Annotated in this window: 36 protein-coding genes; 7 read left to right on the forward strand and 29 right to left on the reverse strand. The window is 62.9% G+C overall.

The genetic code is table 11. From position 1 onward, the window contains the following. The first annotated feature begins 8 nt into the window (after nt 1-8). Genes VHN57_RS10510 through VHN57_RS10520 form a run of 3 tightly spaced genes read left to right on the forward strand, consistent with a single transcriptional unit; the run spans nt 9 to nt 2,346 of the window. A complete protein-coding gene (locus VHN57_RS10510; protein ID WP_226949045.1) occupies nt 9-785 on the forward strand; it encodes an ABC transporter ATP-binding protein in 777 nt (258 codons plus the stop codon). Continuing rightward, nucleotides 785-1,720 carry an MlaD family protein gene (locus VHN57_RS10515; RefSeq protein WP_037444199.1) on the forward strand — a complete coding sequence of 312 codons (936 nt, stop codon included), beginning with the start codon at nt 785-787 and terminating at the stop codon, nt 1,718-1,720. Before VHN57_RS10510 ends, VHN57_RS10515 begins: the two co-directional genes overlap by 1 nt. Before the next feature lie 32 nt (nt 1,721-1,752). Next, on the forward strand, nt 1,753-2,346 hold the full coding sequence (locus VHN57_RS10520; RefSeq protein WP_020820686.1) for an ABC-type transport auxiliary lipoprotein family protein: 594 nt from the start codon (nt 1,753-1,755) through the stop codon (nt 2,344-2,346). Here VHN57_RS10520 and VHN57_RS10525 read toward each other — a convergent pair. After that, complete coding sequence (locus VHN57_RS10525) at nt 2,343-2,912, reverse strand: TetR/AcrR family transcriptional regulator (RefSeq protein WP_048575773.1); 570 nt, start codon at nt 2,910-2,912, stop codon at nt 2,343-2,345. The genes VHN57_RS10520 and VHN57_RS10525 overlap by 4 nt on opposite strands. A gap of 61 nt (nt 2,913-2,973) precedes the next feature. On the opposite strand from VHN57_RS10525, the gene VHN57_RS10530 reads away from it, so the two are divergent. Further along, entirely contained in the window at nt 2,974-3,897 is a 924-nt protein-coding gene (locus tag VHN57_RS10530; protein ID WP_048575774.1) for an alpha/beta hydrolase family protein, read from the forward strand. Nucleotides 3,898-3,910: 13 nt separating this feature from the next. Then, nucleotides 3,911-4,180 carry a glutathione S-transferase N-terminal domain-containing protein gene (locus VHN57_RS10535; RefSeq protein ID WP_423283780.1) on the forward strand — a complete coding sequence of 90 codons (270 nt, stop codon included), beginning with the start codon at nt 3,911-3,913 and terminating at the stop codon, nt 4,178-4,180. A gap of 36 nt (nt 4,181-4,216) precedes the next feature. On the opposite strand, the gene istB is transcribed toward VHN57_RS10535, so the two are convergent. From istB to VHN57_RS10550, 3 genes are all read right to left on the reverse strand, one after another. After that, nucleotides 4,217-5,023, reverse strand: a complete 807-nt coding sequence (gene istB / locus VHN57_RS10540; protein WP_069338825.1) for an IS21-like element helper ATPase IstB — start codon at nt 5,021-5,023, stop codon at nt 4,217-4,219. Further along, complete coding sequence (gene istA, locus VHN57_RS10545) at nt 5,013-6,536, reverse strand: IS21 family transposase (protein WP_086485527.1); 1,524 nt, start codon at nt 6,534-6,536, stop codon at nt 5,013-5,015. The genes istB and istA overlap by 11 nt, the downstream gene beginning before the upstream one ends. A gap of 206 nt (nt 6,537-6,742) precedes the next feature. Continuing rightward, nucleotides 6,743-6,940 (reverse strand): DUF5818 domain-containing protein, encoded by a 198-nt coding sequence (locus tag VHN57_RS10550; protein WP_048575786.1) that lies wholly within the window; start codon nt 6,938-6,940, stop codon nt 6,743-6,745. A 54-nt stretch (nt 6,941-6,994) separates the two neighbouring features. Between VHN57_RS10550 and VHN57_RS10555 the strand changes: the two genes are divergently transcribed. Together VHN57_RS10555 and VHN57_RS10560 are read left to right on the forward strand one after the other, a co-directional pair. Continuing rightward, a complete protein-coding gene (locus VHN57_RS10555) occupies nt 6,995-7,477 on the forward strand; it encodes a hypothetical protein (RefSeq protein WP_231923294.1) in 483 nt (160 codons plus the stop codon). 292 nt (nt 7,478-7,769) lie between these two features. Then, on the forward strand, nt 7,770-7,919 hold the full coding sequence (locus VHN57_RS10560; RefSeq protein ID WP_169800572.1) for a hypothetical protein: 150 nt from the start codon (nt 7,770-7,772) through the stop codon (nt 7,917-7,919). Nucleotides 7,920-7,930: 11 nt separating this feature from the next. Here the strand turns inward: VHN57_RS10560 and VHN57_RS10565 are convergent, their stop codons facing one another. From VHN57_RS10565 to VHN57_RS10685, 25 genes are all read right to left on the reverse strand, one after another. Next, nucleotides 7,931-8,353: a putative toxin-antitoxin system toxin component, PIN family gene (locus VHN57_RS10565; protein ID WP_048575788.1), complete on the reverse strand. Its 423-nt coding sequence runs from the start codon at nt 8,351-8,353 to the stop codon at nt 7,931-7,933. Beyond that, nucleotides 8,343-8,594 (reverse strand): type II toxin-antitoxin system prevent-host-death family antitoxin, encoded by a 252-nt coding sequence (locus VHN57_RS10570; RefSeq protein ID WP_048575789.1) that lies wholly within the window; start codon nt 8,592-8,594, stop codon nt 8,343-8,345. Before VHN57_RS10570 ends, VHN57_RS10565 begins: the two co-directional genes overlap by 11 nt. A 96-nt stretch (nt 8,595-8,690) precedes the next feature. Further along, nucleotides 8,691-8,981: a hypothetical protein gene (locus tag VHN57_RS10575; RefSeq protein WP_048575790.1), complete on the reverse strand. Its 291-nt coding sequence runs from the start codon at nt 8,979-8,981 to the stop codon at nt 8,691-8,693. Between the two features lie 84 nt (nt 8,982-9,065). After that, nucleotides 9,066-9,581, reverse strand: a complete 516-nt coding sequence (locus tag VHN57_RS10580; protein WP_048575791.1) for a hypothetical protein — start codon at nt 9,579-9,581, stop codon at nt 9,066-9,068. A gap of 76 nt (nt 9,582-9,657) precedes the next feature. Next, entirely contained in the window at nt 9,658-10,110 is a 453-nt protein-coding gene (locus VHN57_RS10585; RefSeq protein ID WP_048575792.1) for a hypothetical protein, read from the reverse strand. Between the two features lie 88 nt (nt 10,111-10,198). Then, nucleotides 10,199-10,603: a hypothetical protein gene (locus tag VHN57_RS10590; RefSeq protein ID WP_157080320.1), complete on the reverse strand. Its 405-nt coding sequence runs from the start codon at nt 10,601-10,603 to the stop codon at nt 10,199-10,201. 138 nt (nt 10,604-10,741) lie between these two features. After that, entirely contained in the window at nt 10,742-10,936 is a 195-nt protein-coding gene (locus VHN57_RS10595; RefSeq protein WP_048575794.1) for a hypothetical protein, read from the reverse strand. A gap of 31 nt (nt 10,937-10,967) precedes the next feature. Beyond that, nucleotides 10,968-11,156 (reverse strand): hypothetical protein, encoded by a 189-nt coding sequence (locus VHN57_RS10600; RefSeq protein WP_048575795.1) that lies wholly within the window; start codon nt 11,154-11,156, stop codon nt 10,968-10,970. Between the two features lie 134 nt (nt 11,157-11,290). After that, nucleotides 11,291-11,716 (reverse strand): hypothetical protein, encoded by a 426-nt coding sequence (locus tag VHN57_RS10605; protein WP_048575796.1) that lies wholly within the window; start codon nt 11,714-11,716, stop codon nt 11,291-11,293. A 64-nt stretch (nt 11,717-11,780) separates the two neighbouring features. Then, complete coding sequence (locus VHN57_RS10610) at nt 11,781-12,329, reverse strand: ATP-binding protein (RefSeq protein WP_048575797.1); 549 nt, start codon at nt 12,327-12,329, stop codon at nt 11,781-11,783. A 94-nt stretch (nt 12,330-12,423) separates the two neighbouring features. Further along, nucleotides 12,424-12,789: a DUF6283 family protein gene (locus VHN57_RS10615; RefSeq protein ID WP_048575798.1), complete on the reverse strand. Its 366-nt coding sequence runs from the start codon at nt 12,787-12,789 to the stop codon at nt 12,424-12,426. Continuing rightward, on the reverse strand, nt 12,786-13,328 hold the full coding sequence (locus tag VHN57_RS10620) for a hypothetical protein (RefSeq protein ID WP_423283786.1): 543 nt from the start codon (nt 13,326-13,328) through the stop codon (nt 12,786-12,788). The genes VHN57_RS10615 and VHN57_RS10620 overlap by 4 nt, the downstream gene beginning before the upstream one ends. A gap of 123 nt (nt 13,329-13,451) precedes the next feature. Then, nucleotides 13,452-14,048, reverse strand: a complete 597-nt coding sequence (locus VHN57_RS10625; RefSeq protein ID WP_048575800.1) for a DUF1419 domain-containing protein — start codon at nt 14,046-14,048, stop codon at nt 13,452-13,454. Between the two features lie 76 nt (nt 14,049-14,124). Continuing rightward, nucleotides 14,125-15,822, reverse strand: coding sequence for an ATP-binding protein (locus VHN57_RS10630; RefSeq protein ID WP_048575801.1), 1,698 nt, complete (start codon nt 15,820-15,822; stop codon nt 14,125-14,127). Nucleotides 15,823-15,971: 149 nt separating this feature from the next. Then, a complete protein-coding gene (locus VHN57_RS10635) occupies nt 15,972-16,412 on the reverse strand; it encodes a hypothetical protein (RefSeq protein WP_048575802.1) in 441 nt (146 codons plus the stop codon). 2 nt (nt 16,413-16,414) lie between these two features. Continuing rightward, nucleotides 16,415-16,933: a hypothetical protein gene (locus VHN57_RS10640; protein WP_174521978.1), complete on the reverse strand. Its 519-nt coding sequence runs from the start codon at nt 16,931-16,933 to the stop codon at nt 16,415-16,417. Further along, nucleotides 16,930-18,414, reverse strand: a complete 1,485-nt coding sequence (locus tag VHN57_RS10645; protein ID WP_048575803.1) for a DUF3560 domain-containing protein — start codon at nt 18,412-18,414, stop codon at nt 16,930-16,932. The genes VHN57_RS10640 and VHN57_RS10645 overlap by 4 nt, the downstream gene beginning before the upstream one ends. 130 nt (nt 18,415-18,544) lie before the next feature. Then, nucleotides 18,545-18,739 (reverse strand): hypothetical protein, encoded by a 195-nt coding sequence (locus tag VHN57_RS10650; protein ID WP_048575804.1) that lies wholly within the window; start codon nt 18,737-18,739, stop codon nt 18,545-18,547. 155 nt (nt 18,740-18,894) lie between these two features. Further along, on the reverse strand, nt 18,895-19,296 hold the full coding sequence (locus tag VHN57_RS10655; RefSeq protein WP_048575805.1) for a hypothetical protein: 402 nt from the start codon (nt 19,294-19,296) through the stop codon (nt 18,895-18,897). Between the two features lie 90 nt (nt 19,297-19,386). After that, entirely contained in the window at nt 19,387-19,860 is a 474-nt protein-coding gene (locus VHN57_RS10660; protein WP_048575806.1) for a hypothetical protein, read from the reverse strand. Further along, complete coding sequence (locus tag VHN57_RS10665; RefSeq protein WP_066519806.1) at nt 19,857-20,615, reverse strand: hypothetical protein; 759 nt, start codon at nt 20,613-20,615, stop codon at nt 19,857-19,859. The genes VHN57_RS10660 and VHN57_RS10665 overlap by 4 nt, the downstream gene beginning before the upstream one ends. Nucleotides 20,616-20,654: 39 nt before the next feature. Continuing rightward, nucleotides 20,655-21,116 carry a hypothetical protein gene (locus tag VHN57_RS10670; protein ID WP_048575808.1) on the reverse strand — a complete coding sequence of 154 codons (462 nt, stop codon included), beginning with the start codon at nt 21,114-21,116 and terminating at the stop codon, nt 20,655-20,657. A gap of 216 nt (nt 21,117-21,332) precedes the next feature. Next, nucleotides 21,333-22,013 carry a metallophosphoesterase gene (locus VHN57_RS10675; RefSeq protein WP_048575809.1) on the reverse strand — a complete coding sequence of 227 codons (681 nt, stop codon included), beginning with the start codon at nt 22,011-22,013 and terminating at the stop codon, nt 21,333-21,335. Between the two features lie 11 nt (nt 22,014-22,024). Continuing rightward, nucleotides 22,025-22,672 (reverse strand): hypothetical protein, encoded by a 648-nt coding sequence (locus VHN57_RS10680; RefSeq protein ID WP_048575810.1) that lies wholly within the window; start codon nt 22,670-22,672, stop codon nt 22,025-22,027. Nucleotides 22,673-22,769: 97 nt separating this feature from the next. Then, on the reverse strand, nt 22,770-23,306 hold the full coding sequence (locus VHN57_RS10685) for a hypothetical protein (RefSeq protein WP_048575811.1): 537 nt from the start codon (nt 23,304-23,306) through the stop codon (nt 22,770-22,772). Nucleotides 23,307-23,325 lie beyond the last annotated feature (19 nt).

Here is a 23,325-nt window from a genome sequence, read left to right on the forward strand (position 1 = left end):
GCGGGTCCGTGAACAACGGTCTGGCCGATCCGCTCGCGATCCGGGTGACCGGTCTGCGCACCGCATTTGGTGACAAGGTCATTCACGACAATCTTGATCTCGAAGTCAGGCGTGGTGAAATACTGGGCGTGGTCGGCGGCTCTGGATCGGGCAAGTCGGTCCTTCTGAACACTATTCTTGGCCTTCAGCAGCCCGACGCCGGACACGTGGAAGTTTTCGGTGAGGATATGGGCCGGTCGCAGGGCGATGTTCAACGGCGCATCGGCGTCATGTTCCAGCAGGGCGCGCTCTTTTCCTTCCTGACCGTGCTTCAGAATGTCGAGGCTCCGATGCTGGAGCATACCCGCCTCGCGCCGGGGTTCATGCGCGAAGCGGCGCGCCTCAAGATCAGGCTTGCCGGCCTTCCCGCCCATGCCGCCGATCTTCGTCCGGCCGAACTGTCGGGCGGCATGCGCAAGCGCGCTGGCGTTGCAAGGGCGATCGCACTTGATCCCGACATATTGTTTCTCGATGAACCCACCGCAGGTCTCGACCCGATCGGCGCCGCAGAATTCGACGCGCTCATCCGCGATCTGCGCGATACGCTGGGCCTCACGGTCTTCATGATTACCCACGATCTCGACACGCTGTACGCGGTCTGTGATCGGGTCGCCGTCATCGCCGATCGAAAAATCGTGACCACGGCCCCGCTTCACGAGCTGGAGCAATCGGATCATCCCTGGATCAGGGATTATTTCCTTGGGCCGCGCGGCCGCGCTGCGGCAGAACAGCAGGATAGCATTTGATGGAACGGCAGGCCAATTACGCGCTGGTAGGCGCCATCTCGACACTGCTGCTGATTGCCGGCGTGGTGTTTGTCGTATGGCTGGGCGGATCGCGTTTCAGCAATGAATATGACCGATACAGGATCATCTTCGAGGGCCCTGTTCGCGGCCTCAGCGTGGGCGGGGATGTCCAGTTCAACGGTATCAAGATGGGTCAGATCGAACGGATCAGGCTCGACGAAGACAATCCCAACCGGGTAATCACCGACATATCCCTGCAGGCACGCACGCCGGTTCGCCGCGATTCTCTGGCATCCACCGAAACGCAAGGCATTTCCGGCACGAGTATCGTCCAGATCAGCGCGGGCGATCCGCAACAGCCTCTCCTGCGCGAGGCCGAGCGCTCCCACCGGCCTGTTATTCGAAGCAAGCCGAACGCCATGTCGTCGCTGATTCAGGGCGGCGGCCAGATGGTCGAAAGCGCGACCAGGGCGCTCAACCAGGTCAACAAGCTCATCTCGGACGAGAACATCGCCGATCTGAGCGCGACGATAAAGGATGTACGTCTCACCATGGGCGAGCTCGCCGAGAATCGCGCCATGTTCGATCATGCCGGGTCCATGCTGGCAAAACTCGATTCCGCTGCCACCGATATCGAAGCGTCAGCGGCGCTCATTCGGGAAATGGGCGAGGGAGACGGACGCCGGACACTCGCGGAGATGTCGGAGGCGGCGACCGAGCTCAAGGCCGCAATCGGCGAAGCGCGCGGCACCCTCGCCCATATCAACCGGCAAAGCGAGACAATCGGAACGACCACCCTCCCCGCCGTCAATGCCGCGATGCATAGCCTGCAGGAGACATCCGAATCGCTCGATGGGTTCTTGCGCGAAATACGCCAGAATCCGCGCCGTGCGCTCACCAAGGACAGTGGACAGGAACTGGAGCTACCCCGATGATGTGTTTTACGCGTGGAGCCAGGATCGCGATCATGACCGCTGTCCTGCCGCTGGCCGGTTGTGTCTCCGTTCTGAAAAGCGGACCGCCCGATAACCTCTATCGCTTCGGCATCGTCGAAGACCCGGCGCATGAGGCCCCCATAATAGAGCGGGATAAAAAGCCTGTAACGCTGGGGCGCGTCCGGTTCGCTCCCGAGATCGACGGTGACCGCATATTGACGGCTCATGGCGACACCGTCCTCTATATCAAGGATGCGCGCTGGGTTGCGCCAGCACCGGACCTGTTCACCCAGGCGGTGATGCGCCGTTTCGAACAGGCGACCTCTTCTGTTCGCCTCCTGCCCGCTGCCGCCCGGGGCAACGGCGCCCCGCTCCTGCACCTGACGATAGATCGTTTCGAAGCGGATTATCGCGGAAACGCCCAAAAATCCGACGCTCCGACGATAAGAGTGAGCGGCTCAGCCACCCTTGTCGATTCCGCCAGTCTTCAACCGATCGCAAGCCGCCGCTTCACGGTCGATGAGCGCGCATCCGCCAGCAGCCAGTCAGCCATCACTTCCGCGTTCGATCGGGCCGTATCGCACTATACGCTCCAGATCCTGGAATGGTGTGAGGTTGTGCACTAACCTCGGACCAACTGCGCCGCTGCCTCACCAGCACTCTCCATATAACTCGGGTCTCGATGAAGCAGCACGACGGCAAATGCCCCGTCGAGCAGAAGGATGATCTGGCGCGCAAGACGCCGGGCCTCGTCTGGTGGGCGCACATCTGCAAACAGCGAGCACAGCCAGTCCTCTACGCGCTTCTTGTGCGTGCGTCCTGCAAGGATCGCAGGGTGCCCCGGCAGGTGGATCAGCTCAACCGATGTCCGCAGGAACCCACAGCCCTTCCATTTCGGATGCCGTGCGGAAGCCGCAAGATTGCAAAAGATGCCTTGCACCTTGTCGGCCGTGCTGCCCACCGTTTCAGTGAACCAGCGCTGGAACAGCGCAAGGTTCGGCTGGTCTCGCGTTTCCAGATACGCCGCGATCAGATCGTCCTTGCTACGGAAATGGTAATAGAGCGTCCGCTTGGTCAGGCCCGCCTTCTCAGCGACGGCATCGACGCTGACGGCGCGGATTCCCTCGGCGTGAAAGAGCTTGCCGGCCGCCTCGATAATTCGATCGCGTGTGGGCACATCGGTTCTGGTCATACCGCAATGTATACCGACCAGTGAATATACTCAAGCGATCGCTCCGCATATCATATCCGTCATGAGCAGCTTGACTTCGCACTCCACGACTATTGACGGGCAAACGGTTGAACTTTCCTGCCCTGACGGGGTGCGTCTCGGCGGCCATCTCTGGCGCGCGAACAAGGCCCATCCCATCGGAACGGTGATCGTGAATCCGGCCACCGGCGTCCTCGCCCGCTATTACCATAGTTATGCCCGGTTCCTTTCCCGGCACGGGTTCGACGTGCTCACTTACGACTATCGTGGCATCGGCTTGTCGCGACCCGAGCGTCTGAGAGGCTGTGGCTATCGCTGGCGCGACTGGGGCGAGCGGGATTTCGAGGGCGCTATCAGATTTATCGGACAGCACGGCCGAAGCGACCAGCTGCTTGTGGTGGGCCACAGTATAGGCGGCTTTCTGCCGGGACTTGCTGACAGCGCCGGGCGCATAGCGCGCATCCTGACTGTCGGGGCGCAATATGCCTGGTGGGGCGACTATGCCGCCCGTCGCCGACTCCCTCTCTTCCTCAAATGGCATGTGGCGATGCCTGCGCTGACATACGCTTTCGGCTATTTCCCTGGTCGCAGGCTGAACTGGCTTGAAGACCTGCCGGCTGGCGTAGCGCATGAATGGAGCTTTCGCGGGTCACGGTTCGAGCGTAGCTACCCGCCCGACGAGCGGCAAAGTGTGCTGGAGCGCATGGCGACCGTGTCCGCCCAGGTGCTGGCTGTCAGCGTTTGCGATGACGAGCTTGGCACACCGGCCGCGATCCGCCGAACGCTTGAATATTACACCGGCGCCGAGCGGACGTCGGTGCTGCTTCAGCCATCGGATTACGGTCGCGAAGAGATTGGGCATTTCGGCCTGTTCCACGACAGCCATGCCGCTGGATTCTGGCTCGATACCCTGATGTGGCTGCGCGACGGCCGCAATCGCTGGCCTGACCATGCCATTGCCCGCTGAACTGGAGGGTCAAATGCATCGTCTCTACTATTCGCCCGGAGCCTGTTCGCTCGCCGTCCGCATCGTTCTGGAAGAAATCGGCCAGCCCTATGAGACAGAGATCCGCTCCGCCAAAAATGGCGAGGGGACGTCGACGGCGGACTATCTGGCGCTCAACCCCAGGGGCCGGGTGCCGGCGCTCACTGGCGTTTCCGGTGGCTCCGGCGGCGCGCCCGACCTGCTGACCGAATCCGTCGCCATCCTGCTGTTTCTGGCTGGCATGTTGATTTCCACTGAGAAGTGACCCGGGTTTTCCATCGAGAAGTGACCCGTCTGCGGATTATGTTTCGGGTGTCATGGGTGGGTCAACCCGTGGTTTTCTCCTTTGGGTTCTGGCCTGCTTGGCAGAGCTGTTTTTGAAGCGGAAGCTATCGTTGCCGGTCTCCAGGATGTGGCAGTGATGGGTAAGCCGATCGAGAAGCGCCGTGGTCATTTTGGCGTCGCCGAACACGGTGGCCCATTCGCTGAAGCTCAGGTTTGTGGTGATGATGACGCTGGTGCGCTCGTAGAGTTTGCTCAGCAGATGGAAGAGCAGCGCGCCACCTGAAGCACTGAACGGCAGATATCCAAGCTCATCCAGGATAACGAGATCGGAGTGCAGGAGGCGATTGGCGATCTGACCGGCCTTGCCCTGTGCTTTTTCCTGCTCGAGCGCATTGACCAGTTCGACCGTCGAGAAGAAGCGGACGCGCTTTCGATGATGTTCGATGGCCTGGATGCCCAGCGCCGTTGCCACATGGCTCTTGCCGGTGCCAGGACCGCCGACCAGCACGATATTGTCGGCGATGTCGATGAAGTCGCAGCGATGCAACTGACGCACTAGAGCTTCATTGACCTCGCTACTGGTAAAGTCGAAGCCGGCCAGATCGCGATAGACAGGGAAGCGCGCGATCTTGAGCTGATAGGCCACAGACCGAACCTCCCGTTCTGCTGTCTCGGCTTTGAGCAACTGGGAGAGGATCGGGATGGCGGCTTCGAAGGCTGGAGATCCCTGTTCCATGAGATCGGTGACGGCCTGCGCCATGCCATGCATCTTGAGGCTGCGGAGCATGACGACGATGGCGCCGCTGGCAGGGTCATGACGCATGACGCTTCTCCTTGCGCAGATCATCATAGCGTTCGACATTGGCCATCGGCTCGCTGACCAGTTTGAGCGCCTGGGGCGCCGTCACCGGCGGCGTGGAGATCGGTTTTCCGTCGACCAGCCTATAGAGCAGATTGAGGATATGGGTCTTGGTCGGAACGCCAGCCTCCAGCGCCATGGTGACCGCCGTCAGCACCAGTTGCTCATCATGATGAAGAACCAGCGCCAGTATTTCGACCATTTCCCTGTCGCCGCCGGGATTGCGCAACAGATGTCGCTGCAGACGCTGGAACGCATCGGGTAGCTCAAGGAAGGGCGCTCCGTTGCGCAGGGCGCCGGGTTTGCGCTGCACGACCGCCAGATAATGGCGCCAGTCATAAACCGTATGACCTGGACCGTCGTGAGAGCGGTTGATGATGCGCTGATGTGCGCAGATTGGCTGCCCCTCGGCGACGACCTGGAAGCGATCAGGATAGACGCGCAGGCTGACAGTGCGATTGGCGAAAGAGGCCGGTACGCTGTAGCGATTGCGCTCAAAGTGGATGAGGCAGGTCGGCGATACCCGTTTGCGATATTCCACAAAACCATCGAAGGGCCTGCCCGCAACCATCAGACACTCAGATTCATCGGCCCAGGCATTGGCAACCGACCCGGGTTCGATCCCGTGAGAGATGTCCTCCCATAACGCCTTGCAGCGCTCCTCCAGCCACAGGTTCAGCGCATCAAGGCTCTCGGCCTGCGGCGTGGGTTGCCACAGACGGTGCCGCGCATCCTGGACATTCTTCTCGACCTGCCCCTTTTCCCATCCCGCAGCCGGGTTACAGAACTCGGCTTCGAACAGATAGTGGCTGACCATCGTCAGAAAGCGTGCGTTGACGGTGCGTTCCTTGCCACGCCCGACCTTGTCGACGGCCGTGCGCATATTGTCATAGATACCCCGGCGCGGCACGCCGCCCAGCACGCGGAAGGCGTGATTATGGGCGTCGAACAGCATCTCATGGGTTTGCAGAAGGTAGGCGCGCACGATGAATGCCCGGCTGTAACTGAGCTTGAAGTGCGCGACCTGCAGCTTGGTCCGAACCCCGGCAATGATTGCCCAGTCCTCACTCCAATCAAACTGGAAAGCTTCCCCCGGCGCGAACGACAGGGGCACGAATGTCCCACGCCCGCCAATCTGTTGCTGGCGCCGATAATCTTCGCGCCAGTCCCGAGCAAAAGCGGCAACCCGGTTGTAGGATCCTTCATAACCCAGGCTCACCAGATCGGCGTGAAACTGCTTGATCGTGCGCTTCTGCTTGCGCGATCGGCCCATCTCGCGCCGCAGCCAGGCCGCCAGATGCTCAGCAAATGGATCCAGTTTGCTTGGTCGATCAGGCACCTTGAATCGCGGATCGATCGTCTCGGACCGCAAATATTTGCGGATCGTGTTGCGTGATAGTCCGGTGCGCCGCGCTATCTCCCGGATCGGTAGATGATCGCGAAAATGCCAGCGCCGGATAACGCTCAATAACGCCATGTCCAACACTCCATATACCCTCGCTTGCCAAAGCCAGGGACGAGTTCAACATGGGTCAATTCTTAGTGGAAATTTACGCCCTACCCGGGTCACTTCTCAGTGGAAATCAACAGTGATGGCGGGCCGAGGCGTCCTCGCCGAGGTCCGCAGCGACGGTGCCGCCGGCGCGACGCTCGAAGACCAGCGCCGGGCGCGCCGCCAAGGTGCTAGGCCGGCCCCATCCAGAGAACGTCGAGGAGGATGCTGCTGGCCTTGCGTGCCTCGACGATGACGGCAGTATCCAGGAGCGGCGGGAAATCCTGCGCGCCCCTGAGCCGCCAGACGTGGCCATCGTCCATCTCGAGGAGGAAGCCACGCGCGTTGCGGCGAAGACGGCCATGGAGACGCAGGGGTGCAGCCGCCATGGTCACTGCGCGGGAGGATGGCCGCTGTGGGCGGCCCCTGCGGAGGAAGAAAGCATGACGAAAGTCCTTCAGCATAGGAGGTTTGAGAGCTTGATTGCGTTCTTTTTATGTTCTAGTAAATGGTTGAAAGGACGTTTCTCCATGATCGCGGATTATCTCACCACCTTCGATTTTAACATGCCACTGATCGATGCGGTGAACGACTCCGATCTTACCGGCGTGCGTAGCGAACTCGCCGCCCTCGCTCTGGGGGAAGGCCTGGATTCCGGCTACTATGAGGCGCAGGAACTGGCAGAAGCCTTTCTCGATGCGGCTCGCGAAGCCAATGCGGAAATCACCGATCCGAACAGCCCGGCGCGCAACCGTCTGGTTGAGATTCACGATCACGGGTCTTCCTATCAGCGCCGTCTGTTCGACAAGGTTGCGCCCCTGCCGCTGGCTGATGCCGCAAGCGATCTGGTCTGGCTCGCTGCCCTGATGCGCGATCGGGCAGACATGTATCGCCCGGTCGAAGCGGCCCGCCAGTCGACGCGCTGATCCCGCACACCTGACCTCGACATCCGGTAATTTCACACGAACCGACTGGCAACTAACGCTTGATCGGGCTAGGGGATGTGCGTCTGCCGGTGGTGGGCCGGAGCGTTGAAACTCCGAGAGATAGAGTCGGCTGCATGCCTTTGCGGCCGGATGGCCTGTACTATGTCCAGGCTCCGGCTAAAAATTCAGGCACGCGTCTATCTTTCGCGTTTTCAACCGTCCGGCTCAGGGGCCGGCATCCTCCACAAGGAGGGTGCCCGCCGACTGAGCGCGGACTAGCGGAGAACCAAAGATGACGGATGAAGCACCTGGGTTGGAAAACGCTATCAAGCACATGGAGGCGGCTCTTGAATGCCTCGTCGATCCCAAGGACCAGGTGGTGGCGATGCGGCTGTCGCATGCGCTGGATTTGGCCCGCGAGCGGCTGCTCGAAGGGGCCTGAGGCTGTGCCGCCTATGCGGAAATGCGTTTCAGCATGTCCGCGGGCGACACGATCGTGGGGGCAGGCAAACCTTGAACCTCAAGTAAATCCCGGTCCCCACTCACCAGCCAGCGGGCCGATCCGGCAATGGCGGCGCGGATAAACATATCATCGTCGGGATCCCGGCTGCTGACCGGGAGAGGATCGCTGTTCAGTTCCACCCAGTCCGCGATAGCGCTGAAATCGTGCAGGATCTGGTTCCGACGCTCGATCGTCAAATATCTGTCGAACTTCGGACGCCAGAGCCGGGATCGGAATTCCTCGAAAGTGGGTTCGGCGAAGATCAGCCGGGCATTAGCGATCACCCAGTGGGTCACTCTGGCAGGGGGCGATTCCGCCGAAAGCGCGGCGCTGATGAGGACATTCGTATCGAGAACGAAAGCGTCACCCTTCATCGGAAAGCAGACGCTCCAGTTCGCTGTCGGTCAGGCCCTTGCGCGCAGCCTCGCTCGCGGTTTCGCGTAGCGTGCGGGCAAGCCTGTCCGCGTAGAACTCCCGCATCGCCGCGTAATCCTCCGGGGAAACCATGACGCCGACCACCCGGTTGCGGCGCGTAACCCGCACGGGCTCGCGCTGAACCCGGTCGATCAGTTCGCCGAAGCGGGTTTTGGCTTCATTGGCCGTAATCGTCTGCATAATACCTCCATTCGATCGTATCGATCGAAACGATCGATTCAATATCTAGAGATGAAACGCCCGCCTTTCAAGCGGTGGACAACGGTCCGCAAAGGATCAGAGGTCCATGAAGCGAAGCTGTTGCAGAGTTCGGAAATTGGCATCGCGCCGAGCCTCGGTGTGGCAGGCGCAACGGCCAGTGTCGGTCTCCTTGATGCCGGTCGAGAGGCAAGGATAGGTTTTTCCGGCGCGAGAGCCGGTCATGATTCGAGCGGTCGAACGGCAGTCCAGGCGACGATCAAGGGCGTAACCGATATCGCGCAGCCGCCGCTCGATGTCGTCGAGAGTGACAGGGTGCCAACCCTCGTCGACGCGAGCGGCAAGCTCATTGGCAAGGGCGGGATTCATAAGCGAATGTCCTTCGATTGATGGCCCTGCGTGCCCGTGTGGGCCAGGAGTTTTCGCGAAAGCCCCGGCGTGGTCACCGTGATGTCAGTCTAGGCGGCCGGAAGTTAGAAAGGCCATCCGTTTCGCGTTGCTGGACAGGACGGCAAAGCGGTTTTCGGCTCGGAGAAAGACGACGATATAGCGTCCACGCTCGCACAAGTGACGGATGTTGGCCCGGCTGCCTTGGCTGGACCCATCCCAGATGACGAAGCCGGCCCCTGCCAGGCCAGACATTTCGCGGTCTTTCGCGTTGTGGAAGGCGCGCGTGCCGGAAGGTGCGTTGGCTCTCACGTGTTGGACAGGCCAGTGCCCGAGATTGTGCCGGGGGCTCGTGTCGCTGCAAAAGACCGTGACATGACGCACGCCGCAATCGGCAAGGAACCGCTGGACAGCCGCGTCCGCACCGCGTGCATCCCCGATAACGACGGGCAGCGCCTGGTCGACGATGGCGCAGAGCCGCTCCTTCACGACGGTCGGGAGGTGCCGGATCGACAGGGATCCCGAAATGAAGACCGGCGGCGTTCGAGACAGACTACCCGAAGCGTGGTTGGCAACGTGCATGGCTGGTGGACTCCCAAATGGACCTCACCACCATCCCTCCTCCTTCTCTTCGCGCGGCTAAGACGAGGCCCGCGGACTATGCACCGTCCCGATGCCGCAGTTCGCGGAATTGCCGCAAAAACTCCGCCTGATCGGGGTATCGCGCAATCCATTCGGCGCGGGGGATCAGAAACCCGGCGGCGATCAGCCGGCTGCGCAGGTCCGCGGTGACGATGTCCTTGAGGCGCTCGGGCATCTCGAGCGGAAACGTGTGAAACTGGCATAGCCAGGATAGGTCGTCCGGCTCCTGATGATGCCGGAAATACTCGGCGTCGAAGAACAGCTCGGCGTTCACGACCTGATTATTCCTGATCTGCACGACATATTGGCCGCCTGGCGGCGTCGTCGCCAATTTGGGGGCCGATACCTGCCGGGCGTACCATGCGCGGGCGGAGGCGAACGCGATCCCGCAGGCACGACCGTAGACGGCATGGAGGGTCCAGCTTACCGGATGTCCGGCGGAGCCGAGATGAAATGTGATTTCCTGCATGGCGCAACTCCTGTGAAGAGCAGAGGCAGCGCCTCGCCCCGATGCGACCCACTTCCCGGATTGCGTGCATCCCGCTGACGCGAGATCGTCATTTCTGATATTTGGCGATGATCCGCCGAGCGAGATGCTCGATTTCTCCGCGGTCGGCGGTTTCGGTGCAGTCGCCCGGAAAGACCGTGAAGTCGTCCGACGCCGCACTGCCTTTGCTGACGTATATCCGCCAGACGTTACGACGCAGTTCGGCCTGTTCCCTTGGCTCGGTCCCTGGCATGAACATATCCGCCCACCGGCGCTCGTCGGGGTGGTCCGAGAGGTCGGTCCAGTCTCCGAGCGTGCCGAAGACCGTAAAGCCGTCGACCACGGCGTGATGCTCGCGTGCGGCGCGGCGTTCGGCCTCGCGCCTGGGTGCGTCGCGTCTCTCCCTGGCCTCCGCCTGCTTCCACCGAAGCGATGCCAGGCCGTCTTCGAGGCCCTTGATGATGTCGGGCGCCACGGCTTCCTGCCGCTTGGGCACGATGTAATAGTCGCGCGACCGCGATCTGTTCGGCGCCATAGCGCGCGAGGGTCAGCAACGCCTGGAGTTCGGTTTTTGACAGCGTGATCCGAAGGCCGCTGGTCATGACGTGGGTTTTCATCGGCGGCGCTCCTGGTGCCAGGGTTGCAGGCCCGCGAGCGGGAGCTTGTGTTCCCGTGTGGCGTGGTGGCGGTCTTCCGAGAAGAAGCCCCAATGGCCGGTCAACGAGTATCGCAGGAAGAAGAGCTTCTCGCCCTCCTCGGTCCTGATCCACATGCCCGGCTTGATGGGATATTGGGCGGCAGCGTCCATTGGCGTAGCTCCGTGACGATGGGAATCGGGATCAGGCGACGTGCAGGACCAGACCTTCGTCCATTGCCGGACGCGTCTCCGTTATGCGGAATGGCTGGATCGGATCGCCCGTGCGCAGGACGAACTGATGGCGTCCGGTGGTCTCGCGTATGCGGATCGCCAGCGCATAGGCTCGGTCGAAATCGCAAAGGCGGGATCTGAGCGGCGACAGTTGGGCCATGATATCCTCCTTGTGTGTGCGTTGAGGAAGCTTTGCGTCCCGCCAGGCGGGCAAGGTCGACGCTGGATCAGGGTCTCAGGTGATGGGCCGTCGCGATCGGAGAAGTGCGAGCAGCGCCATGTGCATTTCGATCATCAGGCGACCGCTTCCACGGCAATGCGGAACGCCGCGCCATCGTCCAGGACGAGGTAGATTTGCGTCCCGGTCTCGATGTCGCAGCTCGCGATGCTGTCGATATTGGCGCTGGTGCCGTGGACTTCCGAAATCACATGCGGCGGACGGTCTTCCTCACGAGCTCCGCCATCGTCACATTTGGCGGCATGCGTCTCCAGAAGCTCTGACAAAAGCCCGGCGATCGTGCTTGCGCGGGTCGGATTGTCGCTGTCGTCCCCGGCGGTGTCGACCACCTCGCGCAGGATCGGCGTCAGCACGTCGTTGATCTGGAAAAGCAGGTTCGACCTTCCGCTATCGCCCAGGCCGTCGAGCAGCCGGTCGGGAATTAGGTTGTTGACGGCATGGGTCGCGTCGTCGACCAGCGCGTCGAATTGATCGTCGTGCATCGGATGTTTCCTTAAAAGGCACGGCCGGAGCCGGCGCGGCAGGCACCGGCCCGATCGTTCGGGATCAGTCGGGATTCTTCCACCGGGCGTGGAAAAAGACGTGCATGGGCACGTGCCGCGCGGCGGCTGCCACGGCGTCCTCGAGCCCCGGACGCCATTCTTCGGGAATCTCGACCATGATATTGGTGCCGCAAAGGCCGCCATCCGGCTCGACCGCGATCGGCGCTTCACCAGTCCAGGCCTCGGCTGGAATCGTCACGCTCCATGCGGGTTCGGTTTCATCGGGACCGGACCGGACGATCGTATGCCGTCCAACCAGGCTCGATAGCGCGAGGCCAGATGAAGGCTGCGACCGCAGACGGGCCGCGCGCCAACCGAAGGCGTCCAGTGCGAGCAAGGCCCGTGGACTGTCGATCCCCGAGCCATTGTCGAGGACGGAGAGGGTCGGACGTCCTTCATAATCGAACGTTTCGACATGGATCCGGCAGGCACCGGCGCGTTGGGCGATGCGGAACAGTTCGCGTAAGATCGTATCGAGCGGACCGGGCGGCTCGTCGGCCTGTGTGAAGCCGGAACGGCCGCTTGTCGTGCGTGTCGAGGTGGAAAATGACATAGGAGTCTCCTGACTGGCAGCGAACCCATCGCCGCACCCCTCCCGCCACCTTCCCTTCCATCAGGGCGATTGAGCCGTTCACTGACCGAGGACGTTAACGCTGGGCGGTCATCCTGGCCCGAACACGCTCCAGCCATTTGTCCGGGTTGCAGTGGTGATCGATAAACTCGTGGGACCACGCGAACACCGTCGCGGTGTCGGGCTCGACCGTGTCGAGCGCATCGCCATAGTCGGGATGGTGCGCACCTTTGCACGAGTTGCGCATGAATATGAGCGCGCCGGCGCACATGGCGCGGGCATCGGTGCCGTCGCCCGGGATGGTCTTATGGCATGGCAGCGGCGGCCCATCGAACTGGATTTGCTGCGTGAAGTCTTCCGGCCGATAGCCGCCAAGCCAGCCGGCAGGATGGTCGCGGCGCCAGGGGCACTCGTTGCACGGCCGTTTGAGCAGGGGCTTCACGCCGCACCTGCCCGCAGGGTGTGCAGCGTTTCATTCACGAGCCAGCGGGTCGGGCCGCCGAAGATCTCGGTGTCGGATATGACATAATATCCGCCCGCAAAGGAGCGGCACCCGTCGTCCTCCTCGTTACCTTCCGCCCACTGAAAACCGAAGGGCAACGCGGATTTGCAGACCTTCTGGATCAGCGAGGCGATTGACGGAACGTCGACATCATGGCCGCTGATGAATGCGAACTGCGCTTTGCCCTCCGGATCGCCCCGGATACTGAGGTCGGCGTCAAAGCCGAGAAAGCCGGGATCGGACCAGAGGTCGAAGAAGCCGGCGAAAGGATCGTCTTCTTCCGGTTTCTTCGGGAAGGTGATCTTGAAAGCGTCGCTGCGGGATGCGTAGTAAGCTTTCACCGTCTGCATGCCGTCGATCGGAAGTTCGGCGAAATCGCTGGACAGCTCATCGGCCACGGCAAAGCATTCTTCGAGTAACAGGGCTTCGTGCGGCATCACCGGAATGGCGAAAGCCGTTCGCACAAAATTGTTGGTCATGTTTCGGCTCCTTGATGAAAATGACGGGATTTGGCTCGACCGGGCGAATCCCGTTCGGTCACCGATCGCGTCATCGGGGTTCGCGGGCGGCTCCTCGTGGAGCGGAAGGTCTCGCGGACGCAGCTAGATCGTCGGCCCGTGCGGCAGCCGGTCGGCGATCTCGGCGTCGGTGAGATTTTCGAGAAGCTTCTGGACAGTGCCGACGCCCGGTTCATGGACGAGGATGGACCGTTTGCCGTGATGCTCGGTGGGCCAGGCGTCGGGATTGAACTGACCTGCGAGACCGCGAAAATCATCGTGCGTGCGCTCCCAGATCAAATCCAGGGCGGCGTCTCGCGACAGGTTGGCCATAGCGACCTTCTCATACGCGATGATCGCGGCCCGCATCGCGTCGGGGCTGCTGCGATCGCCGAGGTTGCAATATCCGGTGAACCAGCGCCTGCGTCCGTCGATGCTATCGATCTCGAAGAAAACCGAGCCGACGAAGCCGGCCTTGAGCTCGGACAAAGCGAACATCCCGGCTCGCATGAAGAGCGGCGGCAGCACTTCAAGCATCGTGTCATAGCCCTCGCGGTCCACCTCGAACCACGTATTTTCGTAGGTTTTCCCGGAGATTCGATCCTCGAACGGGCAGTCGGGAATCCGGTTGAACAACTCGAACATCTGCTTGCGCGTCGCAACGCCGTCGAAGATTTTCGTGAAGGGCGGCTTTTGTGTCATGGCACGGCTCCTTGTGGACGCGGCCCGACGCGCCGCGCGAAACGACGCGCCGGACATGCGCGAGGGGAAAGCTTGGCTACTCGGCGGCGTCGACCGAAGGCGCGTCGTCATTGTCCGCGAAGGCGGCCTCGACCAGATGGTTGACCGCCTGCATGCTGATCGCCCGGTCCTTGGGGATCAGCCAGGTGACATGCTGGCGCAACGCCTCGCGCACGCGCTCGAGGACCGCCGCATCCTCGCCGAGAAGCAGCATGTTCGCGGCGAAGCGGGCCTGCATCTCGAATGCCGCCTGTTGGGTGTAATGGCTGTCGGCGTCGCAATCCTCGTTGGGCCAGAAGCAGGAGGCTTCGAGCAGCGAGGCGAGTTCGCCGGGCGTGATCGCGCAGTCGGTGCCGAGCAGGATGGCGACGTCGTCGAGGTCGCTGCAACAGTCGGTGGGGACGATCAGCACATCGGCGGGGAATGCGAGGATGTCGGCGGGTTCCTCGGAATCGGCGGTGGCCCGCACTGCGAGCTCGAGCGTGATCGCGCCGACGCGGCCGGAATCGACGTCGTCGGGAACCGATGCCCCGTCGTCATAGTGGAACGTCTCGTTGTCCGTCTCGACCTGAAAGGACAGCCCCAGGACGCGCGGGAGCGCATTGTACCAGCCATATCCGGCGAATTCGAGCATCGCGCGAACGGGCGAGCCGCCGAGACCATCTGCGGATTTCAGCGCGCGGTCGACGCACTGCTCGATGTTCGCGGATAGCGTGGGCATGATGACCATCGGTTCCCCGGCGATCCGCTCACCCGGAAAGATGTCGTTCGTTTCGGCGATGCGGGGTGTCCAGAGGTGCAGGAAGGGCGCCGCCTCGGGCAGCGAGATGCCGAGTTCTCGCGCGCGGAGCCATTGTGTGTAGGAAAGCCGATGATGGCCCTCACGGGCGATGGTGCGGAAAATCGCCGCTTGGCAGGCTTCGCGCAGGGCGTCGAGCGCCGTATTCTGGACCATTTCCTTGCGTGCCGGAAGCACAAACTGCAAATTTTTCGCGTCCACGATGTCGACCTTGGCATACCAACCGCGCCCGCCATCGGCGTCATGGACATGCGGCAGGCGGCACGGGACGGTGAGGCCATGGAAGTTGATTCGGGCCTGCTCGCGGTGGGGCGTGTACTTGTCGAGAAAAACGCCGATGCTGCACCCGTTCCAGTTTTCGACGCGCACGGCCTCTTTCAAAAAGGCTTCATGGGCCTGCCGCTCCTCGCCATAAAAGACCGGAAGCGGATAGAAGCGCGCCGCGTTTTTCACCGCTTCTCCAAGCTCGTCGATCCACGCCTTGGACAATTCGATTTCGATTTCGGTGCCCTTGGCGATTATTGCCGGGACAAGTTCGAGCGGCTCCCCGCTCTCCCACTCCTGCGGCGGGATCGTCACTTGCCATCCGTCCTCGGCGTCGGCGGGGCGCGACCGGATGACGACATGGCGACCGGCAAGGCTGAAGACACCCATGCCCGCCGGATCCTCGCTGCGGGCAATGTCGCTGTCCCAGCCTGAGTCGCCGAGCGCGAGAAGCTTGGTCGGATCGGCTATGCCTCTGCCATCGTCGCGGATGCGCAGGATCGTGGCGCTATCCCGGTCGAACCGGCGGATGTCGACGCGAGTGGCACCTGCTCTGCGGGCGTTCTGGAGGAGCTCGTGGAGCGCGTCGGCGACGCAGCCGGCAAAAAGTCTTGTCGCCTTGTGGATGATCGACTCGCCGACACTGGCGTGGATCGTGGTGGGAAATGTCATGTGAGCCTCCTGGGTTGCCGCGACCTCATCGCCGCACCCCATCACTCTCCCTTCGCTCCACGGCCGGGCCGCGCCGCCGAGCGGTGGCCGCTCGGCGGGATCATGCCGGTGTCGGATGTTAGGAGGGGCGCGATCGGGGAGCCGCGCGGTCAGGGGGCAGTTCGCTCGAAAATAGCCTCGCCGTTGGAGAACACGTCCAAGCGGACGAGGGTCGCGAACCGCTTCTTGAAACCGACCGCGATCTGGTCGACCCAGCGTTGCGCCAACCCTTCCTGACCGGGATGGATGTCGTGGCGCAGGACCACCCAATATGCGATGCAGCCGCAATATTCCGAGATGCCGAAGCGGGCGTAGCGGTTCATGGCGACAATACGGTCTTCGCGGTCGATCCAGCCGGTCGCGGTCCATGCCGAAGGATAGAGCGCGAGCACCTGTTCGCGGAAATCCTCGACGATGAAGTCCCAATCGTCCTGGGCCGCGACTTGGCTGAAATGGCGGGTATAGGGCTCGTCGTCGTCTTCGATCCAGCCCGCGTCCCACTGCGAGAAGGCGACATACGCCTCGCTGGGATAGGATACCGAGCGCCCCATCGTCAGCTCTCCTCGTCGGAAGGCGGCTGCACGCTGGTCGGCCGCGTGGCGACTGGTCCGCCGTTCGCAGCGGATTCGGGATCTTGTCGCAGGGATTCCGGCCTGATCGTCGGATGAGCGGGATCGGACCAGTCGATATGGTCGATGATCCAGCCCGGCACGAAGTCCCAGTCGAAACAGAGGTCGTAGCCGTCGGCGACCGCGCTCCAGGCCGCCTCGACGGCGCCGGTCCAGCCCACGACGGTCAAGCGCAGGTCGGCGGTGCCGACGGCATTGCAGGTTTCGCGGATAGCGAGTGCCAGGGCGATGGCATCCGGATCGGTGGCGGGACGGTCGCGCAATGTCAGCACCCCCTCCCAGAGGCAGGCGGCGGTTTCGAGCGCGAATTCGAGCGTGTCCGTCTGCGTGACGCCGCTCCGGTTTTGCGCAGCGGGCGCGATCTCGACCTTCTCGAAATCGCCGGGCCACGGGACGTCGATGGGCGATGGGATATCGGGCGGAGTGTTGCTGCCGGTCGTCATGCTGCGGCCTCCTCGTTCGCGGCCTGGCGGGCGCCCTCCTCCAGGGTGTCGAGGTCGATCGGCAGCGGTTTGGCGGGCTTGTCGGTGATGATGACCACCGCGTCGGGCTTGTAGAATTCACCGCCGATCGTCGAGATACGGATGCGGGCGACAGGTTCGCCGGACCGCACACGCTCATTGCCCTTCCATTCCATTCGCACGCGGTGCCCGTCGGCGGCGATCTCGACGGTCTTGAACGGGTCATAGTCGCCCTTCGCATTGGCCGAATAGGTGGCCTGTGTCGTCGCGTAGACCGCGTTGGCCCTGGCGGTGCTGCGCTTGCCGATGCAGGCCGCAACCATGCGCAGATTCCAGATCGCCTGGAGTTGCTCGGCCTGTTCGCGCGATGGATTGATCAGAGGCACGGTGTCCGGTTTGGCCGAGGCTTGACGGGCCTTCTTTTCCGGCACGGTGTATCCGCACGCTTGCATCAGGTCGCGCCAGTCGCCCTCGCTGAGCTCGAGGGAATTCTCCGACGCGATATGCGCCGGGAGCGGGACCGGGCTTTCGAGCCGGAACCGTCCGGCGTCGATTGCTGTGGATTTGGGACTTTCGGCGCCATGCTCGCGGGCGAAGGCCTGGATGATGACCGGGGTCAGCTCGCCGTCATAGCGCGGCACGTCGCCGAGCATCGACCGCTCGAACGCGAGCCGGTGCAGGATATGTTCGATCCAACGGCGGCGGTTGGGGCCGCCCGCGGCAAGCTTGGCGCCCTCGACACACTGCTGCCGGGCATCGGCGGGCGTGATCTCGCCATTGTCGACCTTGTAATAGAGATCGCAGCTCGCCCAGATCGTGCGGGAATCCATGTTGCCGAGCGCGTGGCGGATCTGTTCGTCGCTCGTGATATCCTCCCAGATCGCCAGTGCCGCATGGGCTCTGTTGATGCCGCGCTGAAGGTCGCGCAGTTCGGCCAGCAGCGTCTTGATCCGGTTGGCCCGCGTGCGCGGGTTGTTCTTCATGTTGGCGAAATGCTCGACGCCGCTCGCGCGACCCAGCCAGTAGGTCGCGGCCTTTTCGGCGTTCACGGCGGCGCTCGATGCCGAATGCATGCGCTCCTGCGTCCGGCGCGCCTGACGTTCGCTATGATGGCCGACAAGGATGGGCTGGCCCATGTAGAAGGCTTGCGAGAGTTCATCGGCGCGCCGGGAAAAGGCATTGGCCTGGGCGTGCCGCTTGTGGGAAAGATCTTCGAGCCGCTCGGCCTTGATGGCGGCGCGCTCGGCCAGCGTCATTTCCTCGGGCTCGATCTCACCGGCCAGTTCGATGGCGAGGTCTTCGCGCTGCGGCGTCCATTTCGGCGCCACGAAAAGCTCCTGTTTCGGAGCCCATTTGAAGCCCGCTTCCTTGACACGGGCATAGGTCTCGGCATCGAGGCGGGACGATGCGTAGAGGTGGATCTTGTTGTCCTCCGGGCTGTATGTCGCGGTGAAGCTGATCATTGATGGTCCTTTCAAACGCCCGCCAGCATCCTGTGCCGGGGCGGATCGGTGCATTTGCATGTCCCGGAATCACGAAGCCCGGCGCGATGGCCGGGCTTCGTGCGTGGGTAGAAATGTCGGTGGTGGAGAACTATTCGCGCAGGTCTCCGGCGGCTACGTCGCCGACCCAGGACGCAGCTTCCTCGAAATCGGGATCGTCTTCATCGACCAGCGCCGCGAGCGCGACAGCCCCGGTCCGGCCGAGCTGACCGAGACGCTGGAGGGCGGCATAGAGGACCGGCGCAAGCTGCTCGGGTGTTGCGGTGTCGAGATCGTCCGTGTTCATGCAAATGCTCCTGATTATGGAGGGATGGCGGTCGGGGACAGCCCGCGGCGCGGGCGATACGATCCGGTGCTCCCGACCATTCGCACCGGAAATTCCGGAAAATCGGGGTCATTCCGTAAGTGTGGCGGCCGATAGGCGGGCCATGTTCGGCACGATCAGCCGCCCGCTCTCTCGGGCTTGTCGAGTAGCACGACCGCGATCGACGGTTTTTCGGACACATCGGATTTGCGGCTGTCGTAGGGGTGGCGGCCTTCCTCCGCGATCGTAAACATGTCGAACACCGGGACTGGTGAACCTCCGCCATCGGGCACGGTCATGCTCGCATCGTGGTAGCAAATGTCGATGCAGCGTGGCGGTCCGCCGGTGCGGTAAGGACCGAAATAGAAGGTGACGCGCAGCCCCTCGCTCGTTTTCGCGCTCACCGTGAAGCCCCCGTCGGGAATGTCGATCGGCAACGTCGGGACATGGTTGAAGATGGCAAAGCCGACGTTCTCGGCATCGGCGCTGGTCATGACGGGCAATTGGGTGATGCTCGCCGGTGAAGGTTGGTGATCCATGCGAATGTCCCCTAGGTTGCTGTGATGGTCTGGGAGCTCGCCTGGCGGCGACCAGGCGATCATTTGTTCCGGCGGAAACCCGCAGCGAGATCAGGAGCGGCGACAGGCCTTTTCATCCGGCGTTTCTATTTGGGCGTAGCGCCTGCCGCCGCTACGGCGCTTGCGGATCCGGCCATCGAGAAACGCATCGGCCCATCGCTCCGCCTCCGCCGCACGGGCGCCGCCGGCGCACTCATCGGCTTGCTCGAAGATCGCATATGCGAGGGCATATTGCTGCCTTTCCGGCAGGGCCAGGAGCGCGGTGGCGATCGGCAGGGCGGTCTCGTTGAATTCGAGCACGTGTCGCCCGCCTCCATGATGCATCAGTATGGCGACCCGGCCTTTGCTGCCGATACCCGTGGGTCGGGCGATCCGAACATCGTGTGATGCGTAGGTGATCGAAGCGCGCGAGGTTTCTGTGTCGCCGGGATGGAAGACGCGATCTTCGCGGCTGGGAAGAGGATGGGCGAGGATCTCATAGCGGTCGAAGTTCTCGACCCTGCGGATGCGGTTCATGGCGGTCATGCTCCTGCCATCAGCGCGGTCGCCCGACTTTCCGAAGCGCAGGCCGCGTCGACGTTGGCGATCCATTCCGGATCGATACAGACGCTGTCCACCGCCCAACCGCTGACGGATGCGGGAACCGGTTCACCCTGGTCTCGGGGAATCATGACGAGGTCACCGGAATCGGCGCCCTCGACGTCGTAGTCGACCACGCGAACCGTGATAGGCCGGTCGGCGGCGATACCCTGGACAAGACCGCCGTCGAGCGTGACGACGATATTGGCTTCGACCGGGAACGGGGTGTCGCAATTGATCCGCGTGCAGAGATCATCGATTGCATCCGGGGATAGCGATTTGTGACGGCCGAGGTTGCTGCCGGTATCGGCAAGATCGGACGGACAGTGGTGCCGCTGGTATCCGCGAAGCGCCGCAAGAACGGTCGACCGCTCGCGGTCGTCGAGCGCCAGGGTGGTCATGCCCTGAAGTTCGGACTTTTCGAGCCGGACATCGAATCCGGAGGCATCGGCAAGCTTGCTGACATCGACGTCGGTGACATTGAGGCCGAACACCGCGAGCTGGACCAACTGCGCCGCGGCCAACCCAAGCTGCCAGCAGTCCCCATCGACCAGCGACAGGGATACGGGATCGAGATCGGCGCGAAACGCGTTCACGCGCTCTGCCGCGGCGATGCACGCCTCTCGTTCGCTGGCGTGATAGCTGATGGACGCCGGCGTTTGCGAGAAATGGAATGTTGTGACGACATAAATATCCATCATGGGTCTCCAATGGCGATGACGAATGTCAGGTGGCGGCGATCAGGCGGCGCGCCGGCCGTCGTCCTGCCGAAGTCCGAGATCGGCGACGGTAAGAAGGTCGGACCGGGGTTCGAGACGATCGAACGCGGCGGTCAGGTCGTCGATATTGGTCCAGATGCAGGCATCGCCGGGATCGGTGTCGAGCTGGAACACGATCGGCGTGGACGCGGCGGTCATCTCGGGAAAGCTGGTTCGGATCACCAGCGTCTCGATGCGGCGAGCAAGCGCGCCTATGCGCGGGGCAAGCCCGCTTCGCAGGTGATGGGCCATCTCGAAATAGCGTTCGGGCGCAAGCAGCGGGCCGATGCGGACGCATGGGATACGACCGGCGATCGTTGGACCGGCAACCGTACCGGCAAGTGCCCGCCGGTGGGACGATAGCTTGTCGGCGGGCACCAGCGCGCGATAGACATAGTGCGGTAGCGTCCCCGCGATGCGGGAACGGGTGACGATGATTTCCATAATGCTGCTCCTCAGGCGGCCAGTCGCGTGGGCGGGGTGTCGGGTTCGAAAAGGGAAGTTCGCGGTGGATGCGCTCAGCGCGCCTCGCAGGTCGGGCAAGCGCGTGGACCGGTGCCCGCGTACGAGCCGCTAACATGGTCGTTGCGGTCCGCGACATTGCGGGACATCACCTTGCGGCCCGCCCCATCGAGCGGGGGCCGGGTTCGACAAGGACGGTTATGCGATTTCTTCCAGCGTCAGCCTGCCGGTGGCGAAGCATCCGGTATCGATCCAGCTCATGTTCGCGGCGGTGACGGACTCGGCGAGCGGCGTGTGGCCGAAATAGACATGATCGACGTTGCGGATCGGCGGCAGGGGGAGGTTACGTTTCGCGGTTCGCACGCGATCGCGCGTCCACATGGCGTATTCCTGCACCTGGGGGCAGTCGAGACGTTCGATGAACGCGTCCCAATCGTCGCCCGGCACGTCGGCGTGGACGAAGCCGATCTTGCGGCCCGAGGGTGAGATCACGGTAAGCGCGACCGGAAGCGCCATCGCCAAGGCGGCGAGACGATTCCTTTCGTCGGCAGGCAGATGGGCAAGCCAGATCCCGCCGTTGATGATGTGCATGGTGGGATCGCCGTTGACGGCCTGGATCATCAGCTCCTCGTGATTGCCGCGAATGCTGGTGAACCAGGGTTCTGTGAGCAGCGCCAGGACCTCAGCGCTTTTGGGGCCGCGGTCGACGAGGTCACCGAGGGCAACCAGCCGATCGCGTCCCGTGTCGAAGCCAACAAGCCGGAGCTGCTGCATCAATTCATCGTAGCAGCCGTGAATATCACCGCAGACGAAGAGACGCCCCCGTGACACGGATTTCGGGCGCGCGAGGACGCACGCGTGGGCAGCAATGATTTCCATGACGCAGCTCCTCAGGCGACGAGCCGCGAGGGCGGTGTGTCAGGTTCGGAAAGATGAAGTTCGCGGCGGATGCGTCGTGCCAGGGTGTCGGGCGCCATCAGGTCAGCGATGTCCCCCCAATGGTTGCGATCGCCGCAATAGTCCTTGCGGCCGGTGACACGGCGGAACATGATCTCGCGGCCGCGCCCCATACAGCCGAGGCTGATCTGGACGTATATCTGTTCGCCGTGCAGAATGATCTCGCCCGACACCGAGATTCCTCCTTGCACCGAACGAATATCGAAGCTGTCTTCGGGCAGGCGAAGCGCGTCGGCCAACCGGCGGAGCGCCTTGCGCGCGTCCGAGTGGAACAGCTTCTTGGCGGCCTCGTCATAGGCAACGCCTTTGTGAGCCAGCGCGATGAGCGCGGGCTTGCGCCTGAGATCGGCAATGGCATCCATGCAGGCGCGCCGCAGTTCGACATTGGGACGCTCGATCCGAGAGGCGATGTCGCCGAGGTGACGTGCAAGCAGAATTACGGCGGGATCGCTTTCGTGAGGCCGCCCGGCGTTGCGGCAATCCGTGATCGCGGCATTGAGGGCGTGCAAGGCGGTCGGCAGCGTGATCAGCGCCGAGGGATCGAGCGCCTGCTGAAAGCGAAAGGCAATGTCGTACGACATGGGGTCAGGCTCCTGAGGTCCGGGCGCATCAACACACCCGCCTCAATCCTTCCCCCTCCTCCCCAGTCGGGCGTCGCGGCAGCACCGCGGCCGAGGATCAGGTTCTTTTTGCGCGCGCCCGGAATAGCAGCCGGGTCAATTGATGCTCGCTGGCGCAGAGCACCGACAGGATATGGACGCCGCGGCTGAAAGAGCCACCGACACCGTCCCGGGCCTGGTAGGCGTCGATCGCCTCGAACGCGGTTTGGCCCAATTCGCCGACGCGCTCGACCGCCTGTTCGACGATCGGAGCGAGCCGCGCCGCGTCCAGTGCCATGATCTCCGTTGGCGATTCAGCGCGTATCGGGGCCGTTTCCATCGGCCGGTCATCGCTGGAAGTCGTCCGGTGTGGGAGCGGCGCGGGTTCGAGGGTCTCTGCGCTAGTCCCGCTCGGCTCATCAGCCGCGGCACGGCCGAGAGCGTCGCGCAATTCGTCGATCTGACGCTGCATGTCGTTCGCCCAAGCCATCAGCTCCGGCTTTCCGATCGGGATATCGATCTGGGTGAACTCCCGGTTGATGGCGCGGGCATCGGCTTGGGTTCCCACTATCCTGGTGTGAAGCGTGCCGGGTTCGACGGCGGTGTAGAAGATCATGGGTTTGAATCCTGGTCTA

It is taken from the genome of Sphingobium salicis subsp. salicis, assembly GCF_049472635.1.
GTDB classification, from domain to species: domain Bacteria; phylum Pseudomonadota; class Alphaproteobacteria; order Sphingomonadales; family Sphingomonadaceae; genus Sphingobium; species Sphingobium yanoikuyae_A.